Annotated in this window: 17 protein-coding genes and 1 riboswitch; of the genes, 7 read left to right on the forward strand and 10 right to left on the reverse strand. The window is 51.1% G+C overall.

The window, feature by feature from the left end; genetic code table 11:
* Nucleotides 1–48 precede the first annotated feature (48 nt).
* The gene (rpoC, locus tag AB1E22_RS10675) at nt 49–4,272 is read left to right on the forward strand and encodes a DNA-directed RNA polymerase subunit beta' (RefSeq protein WP_367595297.1); all 4,224 of its coding nucleotides are present in this window, start codon (nt 49–51) and stop codon (nt 4,270–4,272) included.
* Between the two features lie 137 nt (nt 4,273–4,409).
* On the opposite strand, the gene AB1E22_RS10680 is transcribed toward rpoC, so the two are convergent.
* On the reverse strand, nt 4,410–4,727 hold the full coding sequence (locus tag AB1E22_RS10680; protein ID WP_367595298.1) for a PTS lactose/cellobiose transporter subunit IIA: 318 nt from the start codon (nt 4,725–4,727) through the stop codon (nt 4,410–4,412).
* A 3-nt stretch (nt 4,728–4,730) separates the two neighbouring features.
* A complete protein-coding gene (locus AB1E22_RS10685) occupies nt 4,731–5,039 on the reverse strand; it encodes a PTS sugar transporter subunit IIB (protein ID WP_034492306.1) in 309 nt (102 codons plus the stop codon).
* Between the two features lie 311 nt (nt 5,040–5,350).
* On the opposite strand from AB1E22_RS10685, the gene AB1E22_RS10690 reads away from it, so the two are divergent.
* Both AB1E22_RS10690 and AB1E22_RS10695 read left to right on the forward strand, forming a co-directional pair.
* Nucleotides 5,351–6,703: a PTS sugar transporter subunit IIC gene (locus AB1E22_RS10690; protein WP_367595299.1), complete on the forward strand. Its 1,353-nt coding sequence runs from the start codon at nt 5,351–5,353 to the stop codon at nt 6,701–6,703.
* On the forward strand, nt 6,696–8,009 hold the full coding sequence (locus AB1E22_RS10695) for a 6-phospho-beta-glucosidase (protein WP_367595300.1): 1,314 nt from the start codon (nt 6,696–6,698) through the stop codon (nt 8,007–8,009). Before AB1E22_RS10690 ends, AB1E22_RS10695 begins: the two co-directional genes overlap by 8 nt.
* Nucleotides 8,010–8,012: 3 nt before the next feature.
* Here AB1E22_RS10695 and AB1E22_RS10700 read toward each other — a convergent pair whose 3' ends face one another.
* Nucleotides 8,013–8,744, reverse strand: a complete 732-nt coding sequence (locus AB1E22_RS10700) for a GntR family transcriptional regulator (protein ID WP_367595301.1) — start codon at nt 8,742–8,744, stop codon at nt 8,013–8,015.
* A 102-nt stretch (nt 8,745–8,846) separates the two neighbouring features.
* On the opposite strand from AB1E22_RS10700, the gene AB1E22_RS10705 reads away from it, so the two are divergent.
* On the forward strand, nt 8,847–9,992 hold the full coding sequence (locus tag AB1E22_RS10705) for an SIS domain-containing protein (RefSeq protein WP_367595302.1): 1,146 nt from the start codon (nt 8,847–8,849) through the stop codon (nt 9,990–9,992).
* Nucleotides 9,993–10,155: 163 nt separating this feature from the next.
* Here the strand turns inward: AB1E22_RS10705 and thiH are convergent, their stop codons facing one another.
* The 7 genes from thiH to rsd all read right to left on the reverse strand — a co-directional run bounded on the left by thiH (nt 10,156) and on the right by rsd (nt 16,288).
* Nucleotides 10,156–11,286 carry a 2-iminoacetate synthase ThiH gene (gene thiH / locus AB1E22_RS10710; RefSeq protein ID WP_367595303.1) on the reverse strand — a complete coding sequence of 377 codons (1,131 nt, stop codon included), beginning with the start codon at nt 11,284–11,286 and terminating at the stop codon, nt 10,156–10,158.
* A complete protein-coding gene (gene thiG, locus AB1E22_RS10715; protein WP_367595304.1) occupies nt 11,286–12,065 on the reverse strand; it encodes a thiazole synthase in 780 nt (259 codons plus the stop codon). Before thiG ends, thiH begins: the two co-directional genes overlap by 1 nt.
* Before the next feature lies 1 nt (nt 12,066).
* Nucleotides 12,067–12,267, reverse strand: a complete 201-nt coding sequence (thiS, locus tag AB1E22_RS10720; RefSeq protein WP_367595305.1) for a sulfur carrier protein ThiS — start codon at nt 12,265–12,267, stop codon at nt 12,067–12,069.
* Nucleotides 12,251–13,006: a HesA/MoeB/ThiF family protein gene (locus AB1E22_RS10725; protein ID WP_367595306.1), complete on the reverse strand. Its 756-nt coding sequence runs from the start codon at nt 13,004–13,006 to the stop codon at nt 12,251–12,253. The genes thiS and AB1E22_RS10725 overlap by 17 nt, the downstream gene beginning before the upstream one ends.
* A complete protein-coding gene (gene thiE / locus AB1E22_RS10730; RefSeq protein ID WP_367595307.1) occupies nt 12,999–13,634 on the reverse strand; it encodes a thiamine phosphate synthase in 636 nt (211 codons plus the stop codon). Before thiE ends, AB1E22_RS10725 begins: the two co-directional genes overlap by 8 nt.
* Nucleotides 13,634–15,529 carry a phosphomethylpyrimidine synthase ThiC gene (gene thiC, locus AB1E22_RS10735; protein WP_437178412.1) on the reverse strand — a complete coding sequence of 632 codons (1,896 nt, stop codon included), beginning with the start codon at nt 15,527–15,529 and terminating at the stop codon, nt 13,634–13,636. The genes thiE and thiC overlap by 1 nt, the downstream gene beginning before the upstream one ends.
* Nucleotides 15,530–15,622: 93 nt before the next feature.
* Nucleotides 15,623–15,733: riboswitch (TPP riboswitch) on the reverse strand.
* Between the two features lie 51 nt (nt 15,734–15,784).
* The gene (rsd, locus tag AB1E22_RS10740; protein ID WP_367595309.1) at nt 15,785–16,288 is read right to left on the reverse strand and encodes a sigma D regulator; all 504 of its coding nucleotides are present in this window, start codon (nt 16,286–16,288) and stop codon (nt 15,785–15,787) included.
* Nucleotides 16,289–16,441: 153 nt separating this feature from the next.
* On the opposite strand from rsd, the gene nudC reads away from it, so the two are divergent.
* From nudC to nfi, 3 genes are all read left to right on the forward strand, one after another.
* Nucleotides 16,442–17,215 carry an NAD(+) diphosphatase gene (nudC, locus tag AB1E22_RS10745; RefSeq protein WP_367595310.1) on the forward strand — a complete coding sequence of 258 codons (774 nt, stop codon included), beginning with the start codon at nt 16,442–16,444 and terminating at the stop codon, nt 17,213–17,215.
* A gap of 163 nt (nt 17,216–17,378) precedes the next feature.
* Nucleotides 17,379–18,443, forward strand: a complete 1,065-nt coding sequence (gene hemE, locus AB1E22_RS10750; protein ID WP_367595311.1) for a uroporphyrinogen decarboxylase — start codon at nt 17,379–17,381, stop codon at nt 18,441–18,443.
* Between the two features lie 16 nt (nt 18,444–18,459).
* The gene (gene nfi, locus AB1E22_RS10755; RefSeq protein ID WP_367595312.1) at nt 18,460–19,131 is read left to right on the forward strand and encodes a deoxyribonuclease V; all 672 of its coding nucleotides are present in this window, start codon (nt 18,460–18,462) and stop codon (nt 19,129–19,131) included.
* The last annotated feature ends 33 nt before the right edge of the window (nt 19,132–19,164 follow it).

The raw sequence follows: 19,164 nt of genomic DNA on the forward strand, positions 1-19,164 counted from the left end.
TGTTAAAGTCGGGCATCACAGAGTGCTAACTCCGACGGGAGCCAATCCGTGAAAGACTTATTAAAGTTTCTGAAAGCGCAAACTAAGACCGAAGAGTTTGATGCGATCAAAATTGCTCTGGCATCGCCAGACATGATCCGTTCCTGGTCTTTCGGTGAAGTTAAAAAGCCGGAAACCATTAACTACCGTACGTTCAAACCAGAACGTGACGGTCTGTTCTGTGCTCGTATTTTTGGGCCAGTAAAAGACTATGAGTGCCTGTGCGGTAAGTACAAGCGCCTGAAACACCGTGGTGTAATTTGTGAGAAGTGCGGCGTTGAAGTAACCCAAACTAAAGTGCGTCGTGAGCGCATGGGTCACATCGAACTGGCTTCCCCAACTGCACACATTTGGTTCCTGAAGTCACTGCCGTCTCGTATCGGCTTGCTGCTGGATATGCCACTGCGTGATATCGAACGTGTACTGTACTTCGAATCTTATGTGGTTATCGAAGGCGGTATGACCAACCTCGAGCGTCGTCAGATCCTGACTGAAGAGCAGTATCTGGATGCGCTGGAAGAGTTCGGTGACGAATTCGATGCGAAGATGGGTGCGGAAGCTATTCAGGCCCTGTTGAAAAACATGGATCTGGAGCAAGAGTGTGAAACTCTGCGCGAAGAGCTGAACGAAACCAACTCCGAAACCAAACGTAAAAAGCTGACCAAGCGTATCAAACTGCTGGAAGCGTTCGTTCAATCTGGTAACAAACCAGAGTGGATGATCCTGACAGTTCTGCCGGTTCTGCCGCCAGATCTGCGTCCACTGGTACCGCTGGATGGTGGTCGTTTCGCAACTTCAGATCTGAACGATCTGTATCGTCGCGTGATCAACCGTAACAACCGTCTGAAACGTCTGCTGGATCTGGCTGCGCCAGATATCATCGTACGTAACGAAAAACGTATGCTGCAGGAAGCGGTAGATGCCCTGCTGGATAACGGTCGTCGCGGTCGTGCTATCACCGGTTCTAACAAGCGTCCTCTGAAATCTTTGGCCGATATGATCAAAGGTAAACAGGGTCGTTTCCGTCAGAACTTGTTGGGTAAACGTGTTGACTACTCCGGTCGTTCTGTAATCACCGTAGGTCCATACCTGCGTCTGCATCAGTGCGGTCTGCCTAAGAAAATGGCACTGGAGCTGTTCAAACCGTTCATCTACGGCAAGCTGGAACTGCGTGGTCTTGCTACCACCATTAAAGCTGCGAAGAAAATGGTTGAGCGCGAAGAAGCTGTCGTTTGGGATATCCTGGACGAAGTTATCCGCGAACACCCGGTACTGCTGAACCGTGCACCAACCCTGCACCGTTTGGGTATTCAGGCATTTGAACCGGTACTGATCGAAGGTAAAGCTATCCAGCTGCACCCGCTGGTTTGTGCGGCATATAACGCCGACTTCGATGGTGACCAGATGGCAGTACACGTTCCGCTGACGCTTGAAGCTCAGTTGGAAGCGCGTGCCCTGATGATGTCTACCAACAACATCCTGTCACCAGCGAACGGCGAGCCAATCATCGTTCCTTCTCAGGACGTTGTATTGGGTCTGTACTACATGACCCGTGACTGTGTTAACGCCAAAGGCGAAGGCATGGTGCTGACTGGCCCTAAAGAAGCTGAGCGTATCTATCGCGCAGGTCTGGCCTCTCTGCATGCGCGTGTAAAAGTGCGTATCACCGAATATGAAAAAGATGAAAACGAACAGTTCGTTGCGAAAACCAGCTTAATCGACACCACCGTTGGTCGTGCGATTCTGTGGATGATCGTGCCGAAAGGTCTGCCTTACTCCATCATCAACCAGGCGTTGGGTAAGAAAGCGATCTCTAAAATGCTGAACACTTGTTACCGCATTTTGGGTCTGAAACCGACCGTAATCTTTGCTGACCAAACTATGTACACCGGCTTTGCCTATGCGGCACGTTCAGGTGTTTCTGTTGGTATCGATGACATGGTCATCCCTGCGAAGAAAACTGAAATCATTTCTGAAGCAGAAGCAGAAGTTGCTGAAATTCAGGAACAGTTCCAGTCTGGTCTGGTTACAGCGGGCGAACGCTATAACAAAGTTATCGATATCTGGGCTGCGGCGAACGATCGTGTATCCAAAGCGATGATGGACAACCTGCAAACTGAATCCGTTATTAACCGTGACGGCGTAGAAGAGCAACAGGTTTCCTTCAACAGCATTTACATGATGGCCGACTCCGGTGCTCGTGGTTCTGCGGCACAGATTCGTCAGTTGGCAGGTATGCGTGGTCTGATGGCTAAGCCAGATGGCTCCATCATCGAAACGCCAATCACCGCGAACTTCCGTGAAGGTCTGAACGTACTCCAGTACTTCATCTCCACGCACGGTGCTCGTAAAGGTCTGGCGGATACCGCACTGAAAACTGCGAACTCCGGTTATCTGACGCGTCGTCTGGTTGACGTTGCACAGGATCTGGTTGTTACCGAAGACGATTGTGGCACCCTCGAAGGTATCACGATGACTCCGGTTATCGAAGGCGGCGACGTTAAAGAACCACTGCGCGATCGCGTACTGGGTCGTGTAACGGCTGAAGATGTCCTGAAACCGGGTACTGCAGATATCTTGGTAACGCGTAACACCCTGCTGAATGAGCAATGGTGTGACCTGTTAGAAGCTAACTCTGTTGATAGCGTGAAAGTACGTTCCGTTGTAGGTTGCGAAACTGACTTCGGCGTATGTGCGCACTGCTATGGTCGTGACCTGGCGCGTGGCCACATCATCAACAAAGGTGAAGCAATCGGGGTTATCGCGGCACAGTCCATCGGTGAACCCGGTACTCAGCTGACGATGCGTACGTTCCACATCGGTGGTGCGGCATCTCGTTCTGCTGCTGAATCAAGCATTCAGGTTAAGAACAAAGGTAGCATCAAGCTCAGCAACGCGAAGTCGGTTGTGAACTCTGCCGGTAAACTGGTAGTCACTTCTCGTAACACCGAGCTGAAACTGATCGACGAATTCGGTCGTACTAAAGAGAGCTATAAAGTTCCTTACGGTGCGGTAATGGGTAAAGGTGATGGCGAGCAAGTTGCGGCGGGCGAAACCGTAGCAAACTGGGATCCACACACCATGCCAGTCATCACCGAAGTAAGTGGTTTCATCCGCTTTACTGACCTGGTTGATGGCCAGTCCATTACTCGTCAGACCGATGAACTGACAGGTCTGTCATCTCTGGTTGTTCTGGATTCTGCAGAACGTACCGCTGGTGGTAAAGACTTGCGTCCATCTCTGAAAATTGTTGATGCCCAAGGCAATGACGTACTGATCCCTGGTACTGATATGTCCGCGCAGTACTTCCTGCCGGGTAAAGCAATTGTTCAGTTAGAAGATGGCATTCAGATCAGTGCGGGTGATACCCTGGCGCGTATTCCACAGGAATCCAGCGGTACCAAGGATATTACCGGTGGTCTGCCACGCGTTGCGGATCTGTTCGAAGCACGTCGTCCGAAAGAGCCTGCGATCCTTGCTGAAATCAGCGGTATCATCTCGTTCGGTAAAGAAACCAAAGGCAAACGCCGTCTGGTAATCTCTCCACTCGACGGCAGCGATGCTTACGAAGAGATGATTCCGAAATGGCGTCAGTTGAACGTGTTCGAAGGCGAACGTGTTGAGCGTGGTGACGTTGTTTCCGATGGTCCAGAATCTCCACATGACATTCTGCGTCTGCGTGGCGTGTATGCTGTGACTCGTTACATCACCAACGAAGTGCAGGACGTTTACCGTCTGCAAGGCGTTAAGATTAACGATAAACACATCGAAGTCATCGTGCGTCAGATGCTGCGTAAAGCAACTATCGTCAGCGCTGGTGGTTCTGACTTCCTGGAAGGTGAGCAGGCTGAATACTCTCGCGTCAAGATCGCTAACCGCGAACTGGAAGCGAACGGCAAGATTAACGTGACCTTCTCACGCGATCTGCTGGGTATCACCAAAGCCTCTCTGGCAACCGAGTCCTTCATCTCCGCGGCATCGTTCCAGGAGACAACTCGTGTGCTTACCGAAGCAGCTGTTGCGGGTAAACGTGACGAACTGCGCGGCCTGAAAGAGAACGTTATCGTCGGTCGTCTGATCCCAGCGGGTACAGGTTATGCGTACCACCAGGATCGTATGCGCCGTCGTGCAGCGGGCGAAGCGCCTGTTGTGCCTCAGGTTACTGCTGAAGATGCAACTGCCAGCCTGGCAGAGCTGCTGAACGCAGGCAACCTTGGCGGTAACGACGAGTAATCGTCAGATACGCTAAAAACAAAAACCGCTCTCAGGAGCGGTTTTTTTATGCCTGAAATTCAGATTTTGATGCTGAATGGCGTTTGTGATCTGGCAGCTGTGGGGCGGATAAACGAAGAGCCATCCGCCGGGGAAAACTAATTTACCAGAGGAATACGGCGATAGAGTTCAATCATATCTTCAGCTAAATCCTGAATAACCATCGCATTCATCAGATGATCCTGAGAGTGAACAGTAATCAAGTTTACCGGCAGTTTGCCGCTACCTTCATCTAAACCAATCAACTGGGTCTGAATTTTATGGGCATGTTTTACATACTCACGGGATTCTTCCATCGCTTGTTGAGCTGCTGCAAAATCCCCTTTACGTGCCATTTGCAGTGCTGTCAGTGCCTGGCTGCGCGCGCTACCAGCGTTGACCAACAATTCCATGATAATCGATTCTAAATCTTCCATGTCTTATGACTCCATCATTTTCAAAGCTTTATCCAGCACGACATCACCTTTCATCATGCCGTAATCCATCATATCGATAACTGCAACGGTTTTACCCATCGGCTCTGCAATCGCCTGTAGCTTGGCATGTTCGTATTTCACTTGCGGGCCAAGTAACACAATATCTGCTGTGTCGATATTGTCTTTAAATTCTGCAACCGGCACTGCCTTGATGGAGACTTCAATACCTTTCTTCTGAGCGGCGTCCTTCATGCGTTGGACCAAAATGCTAGTCGACATACCCGCTGCACAACACAAAACGATATTCTTCATAGATCTGCTCTCAGTGTCCGTTCGATACATAGATAATTATCCGTGACGCCTCTGTACAACAACCGCTTTGCGACGATTGTGTGTTTGCTATCACAAAAGAAACGTCGATGTGCTGAAACCGGTTACATTTTGTGTTTCCAGAACGCTCTGCTTAGAAAAACGTCGCCATATCTGATTGTGTTGATGGTCACATAACGCACTTAATCCAGGCAAACCACTTTATCGTCCATTGACAAAAAATGATGAAGTACATAGTCTCTAAATTGGTGGTATATACCACTAAAACAAAAACCAGCACAGTGAGCCCCTACATGAACAATTTCACTGCATTTATGGAAAGGAAAATATTGCCTCTGGCAATGAAGATTGAAGGGAATGATTATCTCTCAGCCATCAAACACGGCTTCATCAGGATTATGCCATTTTTGATTATTGGTTCTTTCTTTTTGCTGATAGCAAACTTGCCCATTCCAGGTTACAGCGAATTTATTATTCGACATTTGGGTGAGGAATTTATTGGCCAATTAAATTATGTTCTTGATGCCACTTATTCTGTGATGGCGTTGCTGGTGGTTATCAGTACCAGCATTAGTCTGGCAAAACGCTGGAAGCTAAACGAAATATCGTGTGTGCTCATTTCACTGGTGAGTTTCCTGATTGTCACGCCTTATAAATTACCCCAAGAAAATGGCGCGGTTATTACTGATGTTATCCCGACATTTTCATTGGGTGCTCAGGGTTTATTTTTATCGCTGATTATTACACTTGCTTCGGTTCGTCTGTATAGATTATTTAATCACCCGCGTTTAATGATTTCTATGCCGGCGAGTGTGCCGCCTGCGGTAGCAAATAGCTTCAGCTCTCTCATTCCTTCATTTCTGATTGTGGTGATCTTCTGGTTGCTGCGCCTGGTATTTGAAATCACCCCGTTTGGTACCGCGCAGGAGATGATCTTTAAAGTGCTGCAAGCGCCAATGATGCAGCTTGGTAACACCTTGCCGTCCCAAATGGTCGCGGAGTTCTTCGTCAGTTTCTTCTGGTTTTTTGGCTTGCACGGCGACTCCATCGTGACTGCTATTATGGGGCCCATCTGGCGTTCATTAACGCTTGAAAATATGCAGGCGATGAAACAAGGTTTACCCCCAATAAATATTATTACCCAGCAGTTTCGCGATGTGTTTTTAATCTGTGGTGGGACGGGGTTTACGCTTGCGATGCTATTAGTGATGTTGTTCCGTGCTAAAAGTAAACGAATGCGTGAAATTGCCAAACTCGCCGCGCCTGCCGCCATCTTTAATATCAATGAGCCTATAATATTTGGCGTTCCGATTGCATTAAATCCACTGCTGTTTATTCCATTTATTATGGTTCCGGTAGTGTTATGCGTAATAACCTATAGTGCGATGGCATTTGGTTGGTTACCGCTGACGTCAGGTCTCGAGATTCCGTGGACTACGCCTATTTTCATTAGTGGTTTTCTAATTTGCGGATGGAAAGGAATGCTCTTCCAGGCTATTAACCTCGCGGTTGCTATGGCAATTTATTATCCGTTCGTGATGACATTAGACAGACAATATCTGCGTGATGAAAATGAGCAGGCAGAAAATAACGTTAATCAGGATGAAACAGTCCTGGCTTATAAAGAAGGATTACGTAATGAGTAAAAAACTAAAAATAGTGACCATCGGTGGCGGCAGTTCTTATACACCTGAAATTATTGAAGGCTTTATTCAACGTTATGAAGAAATGCCTATTAGCGAAATATGGCTGGTGGACGTTGAAGCCGGGCGTGAAAAGCTGGAAATTGTGGGCAATCTGGCAAAACGCATGGTCGAAGCGGCAGGCATTGATTGCCAGGTTCATCTGACGCTCAACAGGCGCGAAGCATTAAAAGATGCGGATTTCGTGACGACTCAGTTACGCGTTGGGCAACTTGATGCGCGAATCAAAGATGAGCGTATTCCTTTGTCTCATGGGCTCATCGGCCAGGAGACTAACGGTGCGGGCGGGCTGGCCAAAGCACTGCGCACTATTCCCGTAATTCTGGATATTTGCCGCGATATGGAAGAACTGTGTCCGGACGCCTGGCTCATTAACTTCACCAATCCAAGCGGTATTGTCACTGAAGCGGTACTGAAACACAGCAAAATCAAATGCATTGGGCTGTGTAATCTCTCCCAGTCGATGCAGCGCATGGTGGCAGAAATTCTCGGTGTCGATAAATCCCGATTCTTGCTGCAACTCATTGGATTGAACCACTTCCTTTACGGCACCCATGTTTACATGGACGGCAAAGATGTGATGCCGGATGTGCTGCGCAATCTCAAATATGACAGCGTTCATAAGCCGAAAAATATCCCTGATATTCCCTGGCTGCAGGAACAAATCCAGCATCTTGGCGTAATCCCTTGCCCGTACCATCAGTATTACTATGCCACCAGCGATGTTCTGGAAAAACAGCTCCATGAATTTGAAGAGCATGGAACGCGCGGGGAAGTGGTGCAAGCCGTAGAGCACGAGTTATTTGAGCTCTACAGAAATCCGCAACTGCATGAAAAACCCAAACAGCTTGAGCAGCGAGGTGGGGCGTATTACTCCGAAGCAGCGTGCGAGCTCATCAGCGCTATTTATAACGATAAAAATCTCCTGATGACGGTGAACGTACGCAACAACGGGGCGATTCGTTCGTTACCAGATAACGTCGCTATTGAGACGACCTGCGTTATTGGCCGCTATGGTGCGATTCCACTGAATAATGATCCGTTGCCGGCCACGGTTTCAGGTCTGGTCTCATTGATGAAATCGTGGGAAGAGATGGCAGTAGAAGCCGCTGTTACGGGCGACTACGGTGCAGCTTTGCAGGCTTTGACGCTAAATCCGCTTGTGCCGTCAGGAAAAGTGGCAAAAGTGGTGCTTGATGAATTACTTGAGGCGCACCGCGAATACCTCCCGCAATTCTTTAATAAATAAGGTTTAAGGAATAAGGATTTTCCGGCTGCGCATTCTGAAGAGGTCGCCACGGTTGTAGCTCCACGAATAGTTAAACACCGTGCCGTCCTCAAGCCAGGTGCTTTCTTTGATGTGCAGCATCGGTGAATTGACAGGGATGTCGAGTAGAGCAGCCATAACGTCATCAAACAAGCTCGCACCAACGACCGAATCCGTGCCGCCAATCTTTTGTTGGCATTTATCTTCGATGAAGGCGTAGAGCGAATGGTTTTGCAGCACGTTGTCGTCAATGGCATCGACAATCGCTAACGGAATGTAGCTGTCTTCGACCAGCACCGGTGTGCCGTCGAACAGGCGAACACGGCGAATGGCGTGAACGGGTTCGTTGGCCGAAACGCTGAACTGGTTTGCCAGATAGTCACCGGCAGGTTGTTGAACATGGTAAATCAGGCGGCTGGTAATAGTGACTTTGCCGCTCAGCTCCTGAGTGACGCCCAGAGCACTGCTTTCTCCGTCAGGGTTGAGCAGATAAACCGGTGGCGCAAAGGCCCGGTTTACATAGGTGCCTTTACCGACCACTTTTTTAACCAGCCCTTCCTGCTCCATTTGAGCAATGGCTTTTTGTACCGTAGCACGCGTGACCTGGTAAGTTTCGGCCAGCTCGCGCTCAGAAGGGATCAGGGAGCCAACCGGGTATTTTTTGTTCTGAATATCGCGCTTGAGCGTATCGCGAATAAGGATGTAGACCGGTTTCATGGTTCCCCCGATAGGGTTGTTAATGAATAAAGAGCGCGAGTGTCGGCATGCTAAAGCACTTTTCCGACGCGGCGCAAGCGTCATAACAGGTGGAAAATAAACATGTTAAATCATAATGAAGCGTACTGGCAGCAAAAGGGAGCCTGTTTAACCGTCGAGGCAATTGTTGCTCAGCCTCGTTTATGGCAGGAAGGGTTAGCGCTGGTGAAAGCACGCCAGGCCGGCCTTGAAACTTTCTGGCGTAAAAGCAATGCCGATACGCGCATCCTTATCACCGGAGCCGGATCTTCGTTGCTGGCTGCGCAGGCGAGCGTTAACTGGCTACGGAGTGTTGTGCCCAATCCAATCGATGTTATTCCTGCAACCGATTTAGTTCTCGCTCCTGGTACACTGCATGAAAACACTGTTCTGGTTTCTGTCAGCAGCTCGGGCAACACGCCAGAAACCGTTAAAGTTGTGGAGCAGGCGCTTACCATATACCCACAAATGCGCCACCTTGCAGTGACGAATAACGCCGATAGCCGTCTTGCTCAACTTGCTCAGCAGCACCCCGAAGGGCTGTTTATTCCGGTGCCTGAAGGCACCTCTAACGGCAGTTTTGCTGCAACCTCAGAGTTTACGGTTCCTCTTTGGTATCTGATGTTATTGGTGGCTCCGGCTGGTTTATCGGAAGCAGAAAAAGTACTCCCTGTTTTGCAGCGAGGCATTCACCATTTCCTGACTACTTATGCCGCGGACATTGAACAATGGGCGAAAGAATCACGTAACAATGTGGTTGCCGTCGGTTCTTTATCGCTGAAAGCCGTGGCCTGTGAAACCAGCCTCAAACTTCTTGAAATGGGGAATGGGAAGTTGATGACTGCCTGGCATTCGATGCTGGAGTTTCGCCACGGCCCTAAGCTGATTATCAACCGTGACGCGACCGTAATCGGCTATCTTGCTGCGCGCCCTGACATTCAGCGCTATGACCTCGACATGATGACTGAGCTTACGCAGGAGCGCAGCGCTGCGGCACAGATTATCGCTATAGGCCATGATATGTTGCCCGCGGGAACGATAGCCGGGGATAAGTATTTTCATTTTGCCTCTCCTGAACTGGCTGATTATCACGAATCCTGGGCTTCGCTAATCTACGTTGTGTTCGCCCAACTCGCCGGGCTTTATTGCGCCATTGAATTAGGTGTGACGCCTGATACGCCTTCCCGTGACGGTAAAGTTGCGAAGGTCGCAAAAGTCACCGTTTATTAATGTGAAGGCGGGGCGGCAATGGGAAGGGTAAGTTGCCGCCCCGGTCGGGTTCGGAATCCGACAACGGCGACAATATTTGACGGCTCACACCACAGCAACAGTGAATAAATGATTCTTCGGCACCGCTCGGAGACTTCTTTCTATAGCCTGCAAACTTACAAAACTATTGCGCGGCTCTTCCCAAAAAACTGTCCCAGTCTTTCCAGACCGGCTGCAGGCCGGATTGCGCTAACGCGGCGGCGACCTCCGCAGGTGTGCGTCCATCGTGCGGCGCAAACTGCTCAAGCTCCGGGTGATTATCGGCATAACCGCCCGGTTGGGTTTTCGAAAATGCGCTGACGTTGTTAATGGCAAGCGGGATCATATGATCCCGGAACCATGGCGATTCGCGGGTAGAAAGTGAAAGCTCTACGTCAGGTGCGAGCAAACGAAATGCGCAGATCGCCTGTACCAGTTGGCTTTCCGTCATCACTGATGCGGGTTCGACACCACCCGTGCAGGGGCGTAAACGCGGAAATGAAATCGAATAGCGGCTTTGCCAGTAGTTTTGTTGCAGCCACAGCAGATGCTCCGCCACCATAAAGCAGTCGGTGCGCCAGCTATCCGACAGACCAATCAGCGCGCCCAGGCCAATTTTATCTATGCCCGCGCGGCCCAGTCTGTCCGGTGTTTCCAGCCGCCAGAAAAAATCCTGCTTGTTACCGCGCAAATGATGCTGCGCGTAAACTGCCTGATGATAAGTTTCCTGATAGACCATTACGCCGTCTAACCCAAGCGTTTTGAGTTCAGCGTATTCGTGTTCATCCAGCGGCTGGACTTCCATTTGCAGCGAGCTAAATCGACGACGAATCGCCGGAAGATGCTGACGGAAATAATCCATGCCGACGTTGGTTTGATGCTCACCCGTCACTAGCAGCAAATGCTCAAATCCCAGCTTGCGAATCGCCTCGCATTCTCGCTCAATTTCCTGCTCATCCAGCGTCTTACGTTTGAGCTTGTTGCTCATAGAAAAGCCGCAGTAGGTGCAGTCGTTGGCGCAAAGATTGGAGAGATAAAGCGGAACGTAAAAACTCACCGTGTTACCAAAGCGCTGACGAGTTAACTGTTGGGCCTGTTGTGCGAGCGGTTCAAGGTACTGACTAGCCGCCGGAGACAACAGCGCCATAAGATTATCGCGGGTAATCTTGCGGGCGCTTAACGCACGTTCTACATCTGCAGCGGTTTTGCTGTTAATCCGAAGCGTGATGTCGTCCCAGTCCAGTTCACGCCAGCGGTCGGTGAAGGTCTGTGCCATCACGCTCCCTCCTGGCTGAATTGCAGGAATTGAGTTAATGGGCTGGAAGCCTGAGCTTGCTGGTGGCGCGGCCCCAAACCTGACTGAGCCGCTATCGCGCCCGCTTCAACTGCCAGACGGAAAGCCATAGCCATTTGCACTGGATCGTGCGCAACGGCTATCGCGGTATTCACCAGCACAGCAGAAGCGCCCATTTCCAGTGCTTCGGCGGCATGGCTTGGTGCACCGATTCCTGCATCAACCACCACCGGCACTCGAGCCTGGTCGATGATAATTTCCAGCAGGGCTTTCGTTTGTAAACCCTGGTTAGAACCGATTGGCGCCCCGAGCGGCATAACCGCCGCACACCCTGCTTCTTCCAGTCGTTTGCACAAAACCGGATCGGCGCCGCAATATGGCAGAACAACAAAACCCAGTTTTACGAGTTTCTCCGCAGCTTTTAGTGTTTCAATGGGGTCGGGCAGCAGATAACGAGCATCCGGGTGAATTTCCAGTTTCAGCCAGTTTGTGCCGAGCGCTTCGCGAGCGAGTTGTGCCGCAAAAATGGCTTCTTCCGCGGTTTTCGCCCCCGACGTATTCGGCAGTAATTGCACGCCAGCCTCAAGCAAAGGCATAAGAATCGCATCGTTATGATTACGTAAGTCGACGCGTTTCATCGCCATGGTCACTAATTGCGATCCTGATGCACGAATGGCTTCGACCATCATTTGCGGTGAGGCGAATTTTCCTGTGCCGGTGAACAAGCGTGACGAGAATGTTTTATCAGCAATCTTTAGCATGTTATCCCCCAGCTATGGCCTGAAAAAGCAAGATCTGGTCGCCATCATTCAGCAAGTGAGCATCCCACTGCTCGCGTGGAACAATAGTTTGGTTGATGGCCAATGCGACGCCTGGCTTCAATAAACGCAGTTGTTCCAGCAGATTTCCCAGCGTCAGGTTATCCGGGCACTGTATTGGTTCGTCGTTAAACTGAATGTGCATTTTGCCCTCCGCATATCGGGCATCCTGCCGCTTTCTGCATAGTGAGAGTGCGCCAGCTATGTTGCCGGGCGTCGAACAGGTGCAAAGACCCGGCTGCCGGAACCATACCGGTAAGCAATTTTATCGCTTCGAGCGCCTGCAATGTTCCCATTACCCCAACGACCGGGCCAATAACGCCCGCTGTGCGGCAATTGCGTTCAGGTTCGTGTTCATCAGGCCAAATGCAGCGGTAGCAGCCGTTATCCCACGGCGGCGTTAGCACCATCAACTGACCGCCAAATCCGACGGCGCTGGCAGAAATCAGGGGTTTTTTGTATGTCACACAAGCGGCGTTAATCCCCTGGCGTGTTGCCATGTTATCGCTACAATCCAGCACCAGATCGACGCTTTTAACTGCATTTAAAAGCCGCGCGCCTTCGAGGCGCTCACCAATAACCTGAAGTTTTATCTCTGGATTTAGCTGCCGGAGATGGCGCTGGGCGACCAGCGATTTCGGCTGGTCGAGATCCTCAGAGGTGAAAAGAATCTGGCGCTGCAAATTGCTGATATGCACGTTGTCATCGTCAGCAAGAATCAGCGTGCCGACTCCTGCCGCCGCGAGATACAACGCTGCGGGTGAACCCAGCCCGCCGAGTCCGACGATTAAAACCGTGCTGGCGAGCAGATTTTGTTGCCCTTCGATGGCAATGTCTTCCAGTAACAACTGGCGGCTGTAGCGCATGAAATCTGTATCATTCATCTCCAGCTCCCACTAATTCCAGCAGTTGTCCAGTGGCGGCTCGCCAGTCTGCAGCCTGAGTGATTGCGCTAACAACTGCCACACTGCCAACGCCAGTGGCGAGAACCGCAGGAACACGTTCCAGACTAATTCCGCCAATCGCCACGGTAGGATAATCACCGAGGGTTTTGATATGTGCAGCCAATTGGGCGAGCCCCTGTGGGGCAGAGGCCATCTGTTTGGTATTGGTTGGGAAAACATGCCCCAGAGCGATGTACGAGGGATGCGCCACCAGGGCGCGATCCATTTCCATATTATCGTGAGTGGAAAGCCCAAGCCGCAGACCTGCATCGCGAATAGCGTCCAGATTTGCCACATCCATATCTTCCTGGCCCAGATGTACGCCATAGGCGTGATGCTTTATCGCCAGACGCCAGTAATCGTTAATGAATAAACGTGCGTTGTAGCGCTCACCCAGTTTGATGGCCGCGATAATATCGGCTTCTACGTCGCCTTCGGCTTTGTCTTTGATACGCAGTTGAATGGTGCGCACGCCTGCGTCCAGCAAGCGGGCGATCCACTCGACGTTATTAACCACCGGATACAATCCCAGGCGTTTTGGAACATTAGGAAAAGCTGATTCGCTCATCACGCTTCCTCCTGACGCAGGTAAATTTCACCGCCTTTTGCCCGGAATGTTTGCGACATATCTTCCATGCCGATCTCAATCGCCTGTTTTGCTGCGAAATCACGGACTTCCTGGGAAATTTTCATCGAGCAGAATTTTGGCCCGCACATTGAGCAGAAGTGGGCGACTTTTCCAGACTCTTGCGGGAGCGTTTCGTCGTGAAAGGCGCGGGCGGTGAAGGGATCGAGCGCGAGGTTAAACTGATCTTCCCAGCGGAATTCGAAGCGTGCTTTCGACATGGCGTTGTCGCGGATTTGCGCGCCCGGATGACCTTTTGCCAAATCTGCGGCGTGCGCCGCAATTTTGTAGGTAATCAGTCCCTGTTTTACATCTTCTTTATTGGGCAGGCCGAGGTGCTCTTTTGGTGTAACGTAACAGAGCATCGCGCAGCCAAACCAGCCGATCATGGCGGCCCCAATACCGGAAGTGAAATGGTCGTAACCTGGCGCAATGTCCGTGGTCAGCGGGCCGAGCGTGTAGAACGGCGCTTCATGGCAATGTTCCAGCTCTTCGGTCATGTTGCGGCGAATCATCTGCATTGGCACGTGACCCGGGCCTTCAATCATCACCTGGACGTCATATTCCCAGGCGATTTTTGTTAGCTCACCCAGCGTATGCAACTCGGAGAATTGTGCTTCGTCGTTGGCGTCCTGAATGGAACCAGGGCGCAGGCCGTCGCCCAACGAGAGCGAAACATCGTAAGCCGCGCAGATTTCACAAATTTCGCGGAAGTGTTCATACAGGAAGTTTTCCTGATGATGCGACAGGCACCATTTCGCCATAATCGAACCGCCGCGTGAAACAATGCCCGTGAGGCGTTTGGCGGTCATTGGGACATAACGCAGTAGCACACCGGCGTGAATGGTGAAGTAGTCCACGCCTTGCTCGGCTTGTTCCAGCAGCGTGTCGCGGAACATTTCCCACGTCAGGTCTTCGGCGATGCCGTTGACTTTTTCCAGCGCCTGATAAATGGGCACGGTTCCGATAGGCACCGGGCTGTTACGTAAAATCCACTCGCGGGTTTCGTGAATATAACGGCCCGTGGAGAGATCCATCACCGTGTCTGCACCCCAGCGGGTCGACCAGACCAGTTTTTCCACCTCTTCTTCAATCGATGAGGTCACCGCCGAGTTACCAATATTGGCGTTCACTTTTACCAGGAAATTACGCCCGATTATCATTGGCTCAGATTCGGGATGGTTAATGTTAGCAGGGATAATCGCGCGGCCCGCGGCGACTTCATCGCGCACGAATTCAGGTGTGATATTTTCCGGCAGGCGTGCGCCAAAACCCTGGCCAGGATGCTGGTGGTGTAATACTTCATCACGGATCCGCTCGCGCCCCATGTTTTCGCGTATCGCGATAAACTCCATTTCCGGCGTTACAATCCCTTTGCGAGCGTAGTGCAGTTGAGTGACAGTTTTCCCGGCTTTGGCGCGTTTCGGTATGAGTTGTGTTTCAAAACGCAATTCATCCAGGCCATCATCCGCCAGCCGCTCTTTGGTGTAGGCAGAGCTGCGATCGGTAAGTGTTTCGCAGTCATTTCGTTCGGCAATCCAGTTCGCCCGCAGCGGCGAAAGCCCGCGCAGAACGTCGATGTTAATCGCGGGATCGCCGTACGGCCCGGAGGTGTCATAAACCGGAATAGCGTCATTAGGGGTGAACTGCGGATTTTCTTTGCTGCCGCCGGTTGCGGTTGGGCTCAATTGAATCTCGCGCATCGGTACGCGGATATCTTCCCGTAAACCGGTGAGATAAATACGTTGCGAGTTGGGGAAAGCGGTTCCTTCCAGCGTATTGATAAAATGCTGAGCGGCAGCACGCTGTTTGCGGCGGTTAGGTTTTTTTTCAGTCATAGACATAGCTCATTCCAGTGATTATCAGGAGTGGCTTGTCAGAACAACGGAGGAGTAATGGATGTGGGACGCCCGCGCACGGGTGATCCCAAAAGCAGAATTACTCTTGTTCCCTTCGCAGGTATTAACCTGATCAGGTTCCGCGGATCCCGAATTAACGGTCTCAGCCGGTGCTTAACGCACTCGGCACTCCGACAAGAAGAAACCCATATTGCTACGGGTCGATATGTAAACTACTCGTTAACAGTGCAGAACTCAAGCCGGGCGTGCAAGAGTGTCGGTGTCATTTGCACTGTCATCTAAACCGTGGTCGTACGCTAGCTGAATGAGTTTATCTTCCAGCGAGAACCGAGATTCCAGTGCTTCGCCGATGCCGGACAACGCATTCTGAAATTCAATGTAATTATCATGATCGATTGCGCTTTCGAGATGCGAATCGTAGAAATCCATGATTTGCTGGGTATTGGCTTCCAACTGTGGGTAAAGATGCGTTGCCGCTAAAAGCGGGCTGCTACCTTCCATTTCGCTAATAATGCGTTCATAAATGTTGAAGTGGCCTGACGACAGATAATCCACCAGATTGTGGCAAAAATTATCCAGAGCTTTTTCATCGAGCGCAGTATGGGATTCCTTGTTAGGCTTCATCCCAACCATATTGTAATAAGCCACCAATAAATGTTTGCGGGCATGTAGCCATTGGTCGACTAACTCATTACTACCACCAACGCGCTCAGTCAGATTTTCTAACTGGTTAAGCATGATTGACTCCGTGAGTTATATACTCGTCATACTTCGATTTGCAGAATGTGGCTGCTATTCGAATTGTCGCGAGCAGAAGATGTAACGCAAACGTACCCAAAATTGTTACGGCTATTTGTTTATACCAGTGAACTCGGGGATGTGCACCAGGTTATGGAACGTGTAATTCAAAAGTTAGATCAGGGCTGGTTTATCGTCAGTCATGAACAAAAATTGTGGTTGCCAAAAGGCGAGCTACCTCACGGAGTTGCACAAGATTTCCAGCTAGAAGGCGCCATTGGGTTGCCTATTGGCGAGTGGGAAAATGAACCCGTGTGGCTGGTGCAGCAAAATCGCCGGGCTGATATGGGCTCGGTACGCCAGATCATCGATCAGGATGCTGGGCTGTTTCAACTTGCGGGGCGTGGCGTGCAATTAGCTGAGTTTTATCGCTCACACAAATTTTGCGGCTACTGCGGGCATGAAATGCACGTCAGCAAAACCGAATGGGCGATGCTGTGTAGCCATTGTCGTGAGCGCTATTACCCGCAAATTTCACCGTGCATCATTGTGGCGATTCGTCGTGACGATCATATTCTGCTTGCCCAGCATACGCGCCATCGCAATGGGGTTTATACCGTGCTGGCAGGGTTTGTCGAAGTCGGCGAAACCCTGGAACAGGCTGTAGCGCGTGAAGTGATGGAAGAAAGCAGTATCCGCGTGAAAAATTTACGCTATGTCACTTCGCAACCGTGGCCGTTCCCACAATCTCTGATGACCGCGTTTATGGCGGAATATCACAGCGGTGAGATTAAAATCGACCCGAAAGAGTTACTGGATGCGGGCTGGTATCGGTACGATCAATTACCGCTATTGCCTCCACCAGGCACGGTGGCGCGTCGCCTGATTGAAGACACCGTTGCTCTGTGTCGGGCAGAGTATGAATGACGTGGTAAACTGGCGGGATACACTCGTCATATTTCGAGTTGCAGGGGTGTTGGCCGCACTCACTCACCCCAGTCACTTACTAAAGTAAGCTCCTGGGGATTCGTGAGCTTGCCGCCTACCTGCAACTCGAACTATTTAGAGTTCCAGCCAAAGGAAATTCAAAATGACTGAACTGAAGAACGATCGTTACCTGCGGGCGCTACAACGCCAGCCTGTAGATACCACGCCAGTATGGATGATGAGGCAGGCAGGTCGTTACTTGCCAGAATACAAAGCAACGCGTGCGCAGGCGGGGGATTTTATGTCCCTGTGCAAAAATGCGGAGTTAGCTTGCGAAGTGACTCTGCAACCGTTGCGTCGCTACCCGTTGGATGCGGCGATCCTCTTCTCTGATATTCTCACTGTGCCAGATGCGATGGGGTTGGGCCTCTATTTTGAAGCAGGTGAAGGCCCGCGTTTTCGCTTGCCGATTACCAGCCGCGCGGAGGTAGAAAAGCTGCCCATTCCTGACCCGGAAGATGAACTGGGTTATGTGATGAACGCGGTGCGTACCATTCGCCGCGAGCTGAAAGGCGAGGTGCCGTTGATCGGTTTTTCCGGCAGCCCGTGGACGCTGGCAACCTACATGGTCGAAGGCGGCAGCAGTAAGGCCTTCACCGTTATCAAAAAGATGATGTATGCCGACCCGCAAGCGCTGCATTTGCTGCTCGATAAGCTGGCACAAAGCGTCACGCTGTACCTGAACGCGCAAATCAAAGCTGGCGCACAGTCAGTGATGATTTTCGATACCTGGGGTGGCGTGCTGACAGGTCGCGACTATCAGCAGTTCTCGCTCTATTACATGCACAAAATCATTGATGGCCTGCTGCGTGAAAACGAAGGTCGCCGCGTGCCTGTGACAATGTTCACCAAAGGTGGCGGCCAGTGGCTTGAAGCGATGGCGGAAACCGGTTGTGATGCACTGGGGTTAGACTGGACTACCGATATTGCCGACGCACGTCGTCGTGTCGGTCACAAAGTCGCGTTGCAGGGCAACATGGACCCGTCAATGTTATATGCATCGCCAGCGCGTATCGAAGAAGAAGTTGCTACGATTCTGGCCGGATTCGGCAAAGGTGAAGGGCATGTCTTTAACCTTGGGCACGGCATTCATCAGGATGTGCCGCCAGAACACGCGGGCGCTTTCGTGGAAGCGGTGCACCGTTTGTCAGTGCCTTATCACCAGTAAAATTTAAGGAGAGGGAATGGATCTCGCAGTGCTTCGTCAGCAACAGATCGAACTGGCTTCACAGGTTTGTCGCGAAGATCGCTTTGACGTTGAGTCTCCGGCGTTAATTGCGGGTGCCGATGTAGGCTTTGAGCAGGGCGGCGATGTCACGCGTGCCGCAATTGTGCTGCTGAAATATCCTTCCCTCGAACTGGTTGAATATCAGGTGGCGCGTATCGCCACCACCATGCCTTATATCCCTGGATTCCTCTCTTTTCGTGAGTATCCCGCACTGTTAGCGGCCTGGGAGATGCTTTCGCAAAAACCTGACCTGCTGTTTGTTGATGGTCACGGGATTTCGCATCCACGGCGTTTGGGCGTTGCCAGCCATTTCGGCCTGCTGGTGGATGTTCCAACGATTGGTGTTGCTAAAAAACGCTTATGCGGGCGCTTTGAAGCGGTAGGCGATGAAGTGGGGGACAAACAGCTGCTTATTGATAAAGGCGAACCCCTCGCGTGGGTGTTGCGTAGCAAAAAGCGTTGCAACCCTCTGTTTGTTGCAACAGGCCATCGTGTAAGCCTTGATACGGCTCTGCTGTGGGTCAGTCGTTGCATGGCGGGTTACCGTTTACCTGAGCCTACCCGCTGGGCTGATGCTGTGGCATCGGGGCGTCCAGCTTTCACGCGGTGGCAAGCAATTCAAGGGTGATTAAGGTAAACTGCCGCTAATATTCCGTCTCTG

Source organism: Buttiauxella gaviniae (assembly GCF_040786275.1).
GTDB lineage: Bacteria > Pseudomonadota > Gammaproteobacteria > Enterobacterales > Enterobacteriaceae > Buttiauxella > Buttiauxella gaviniae_A.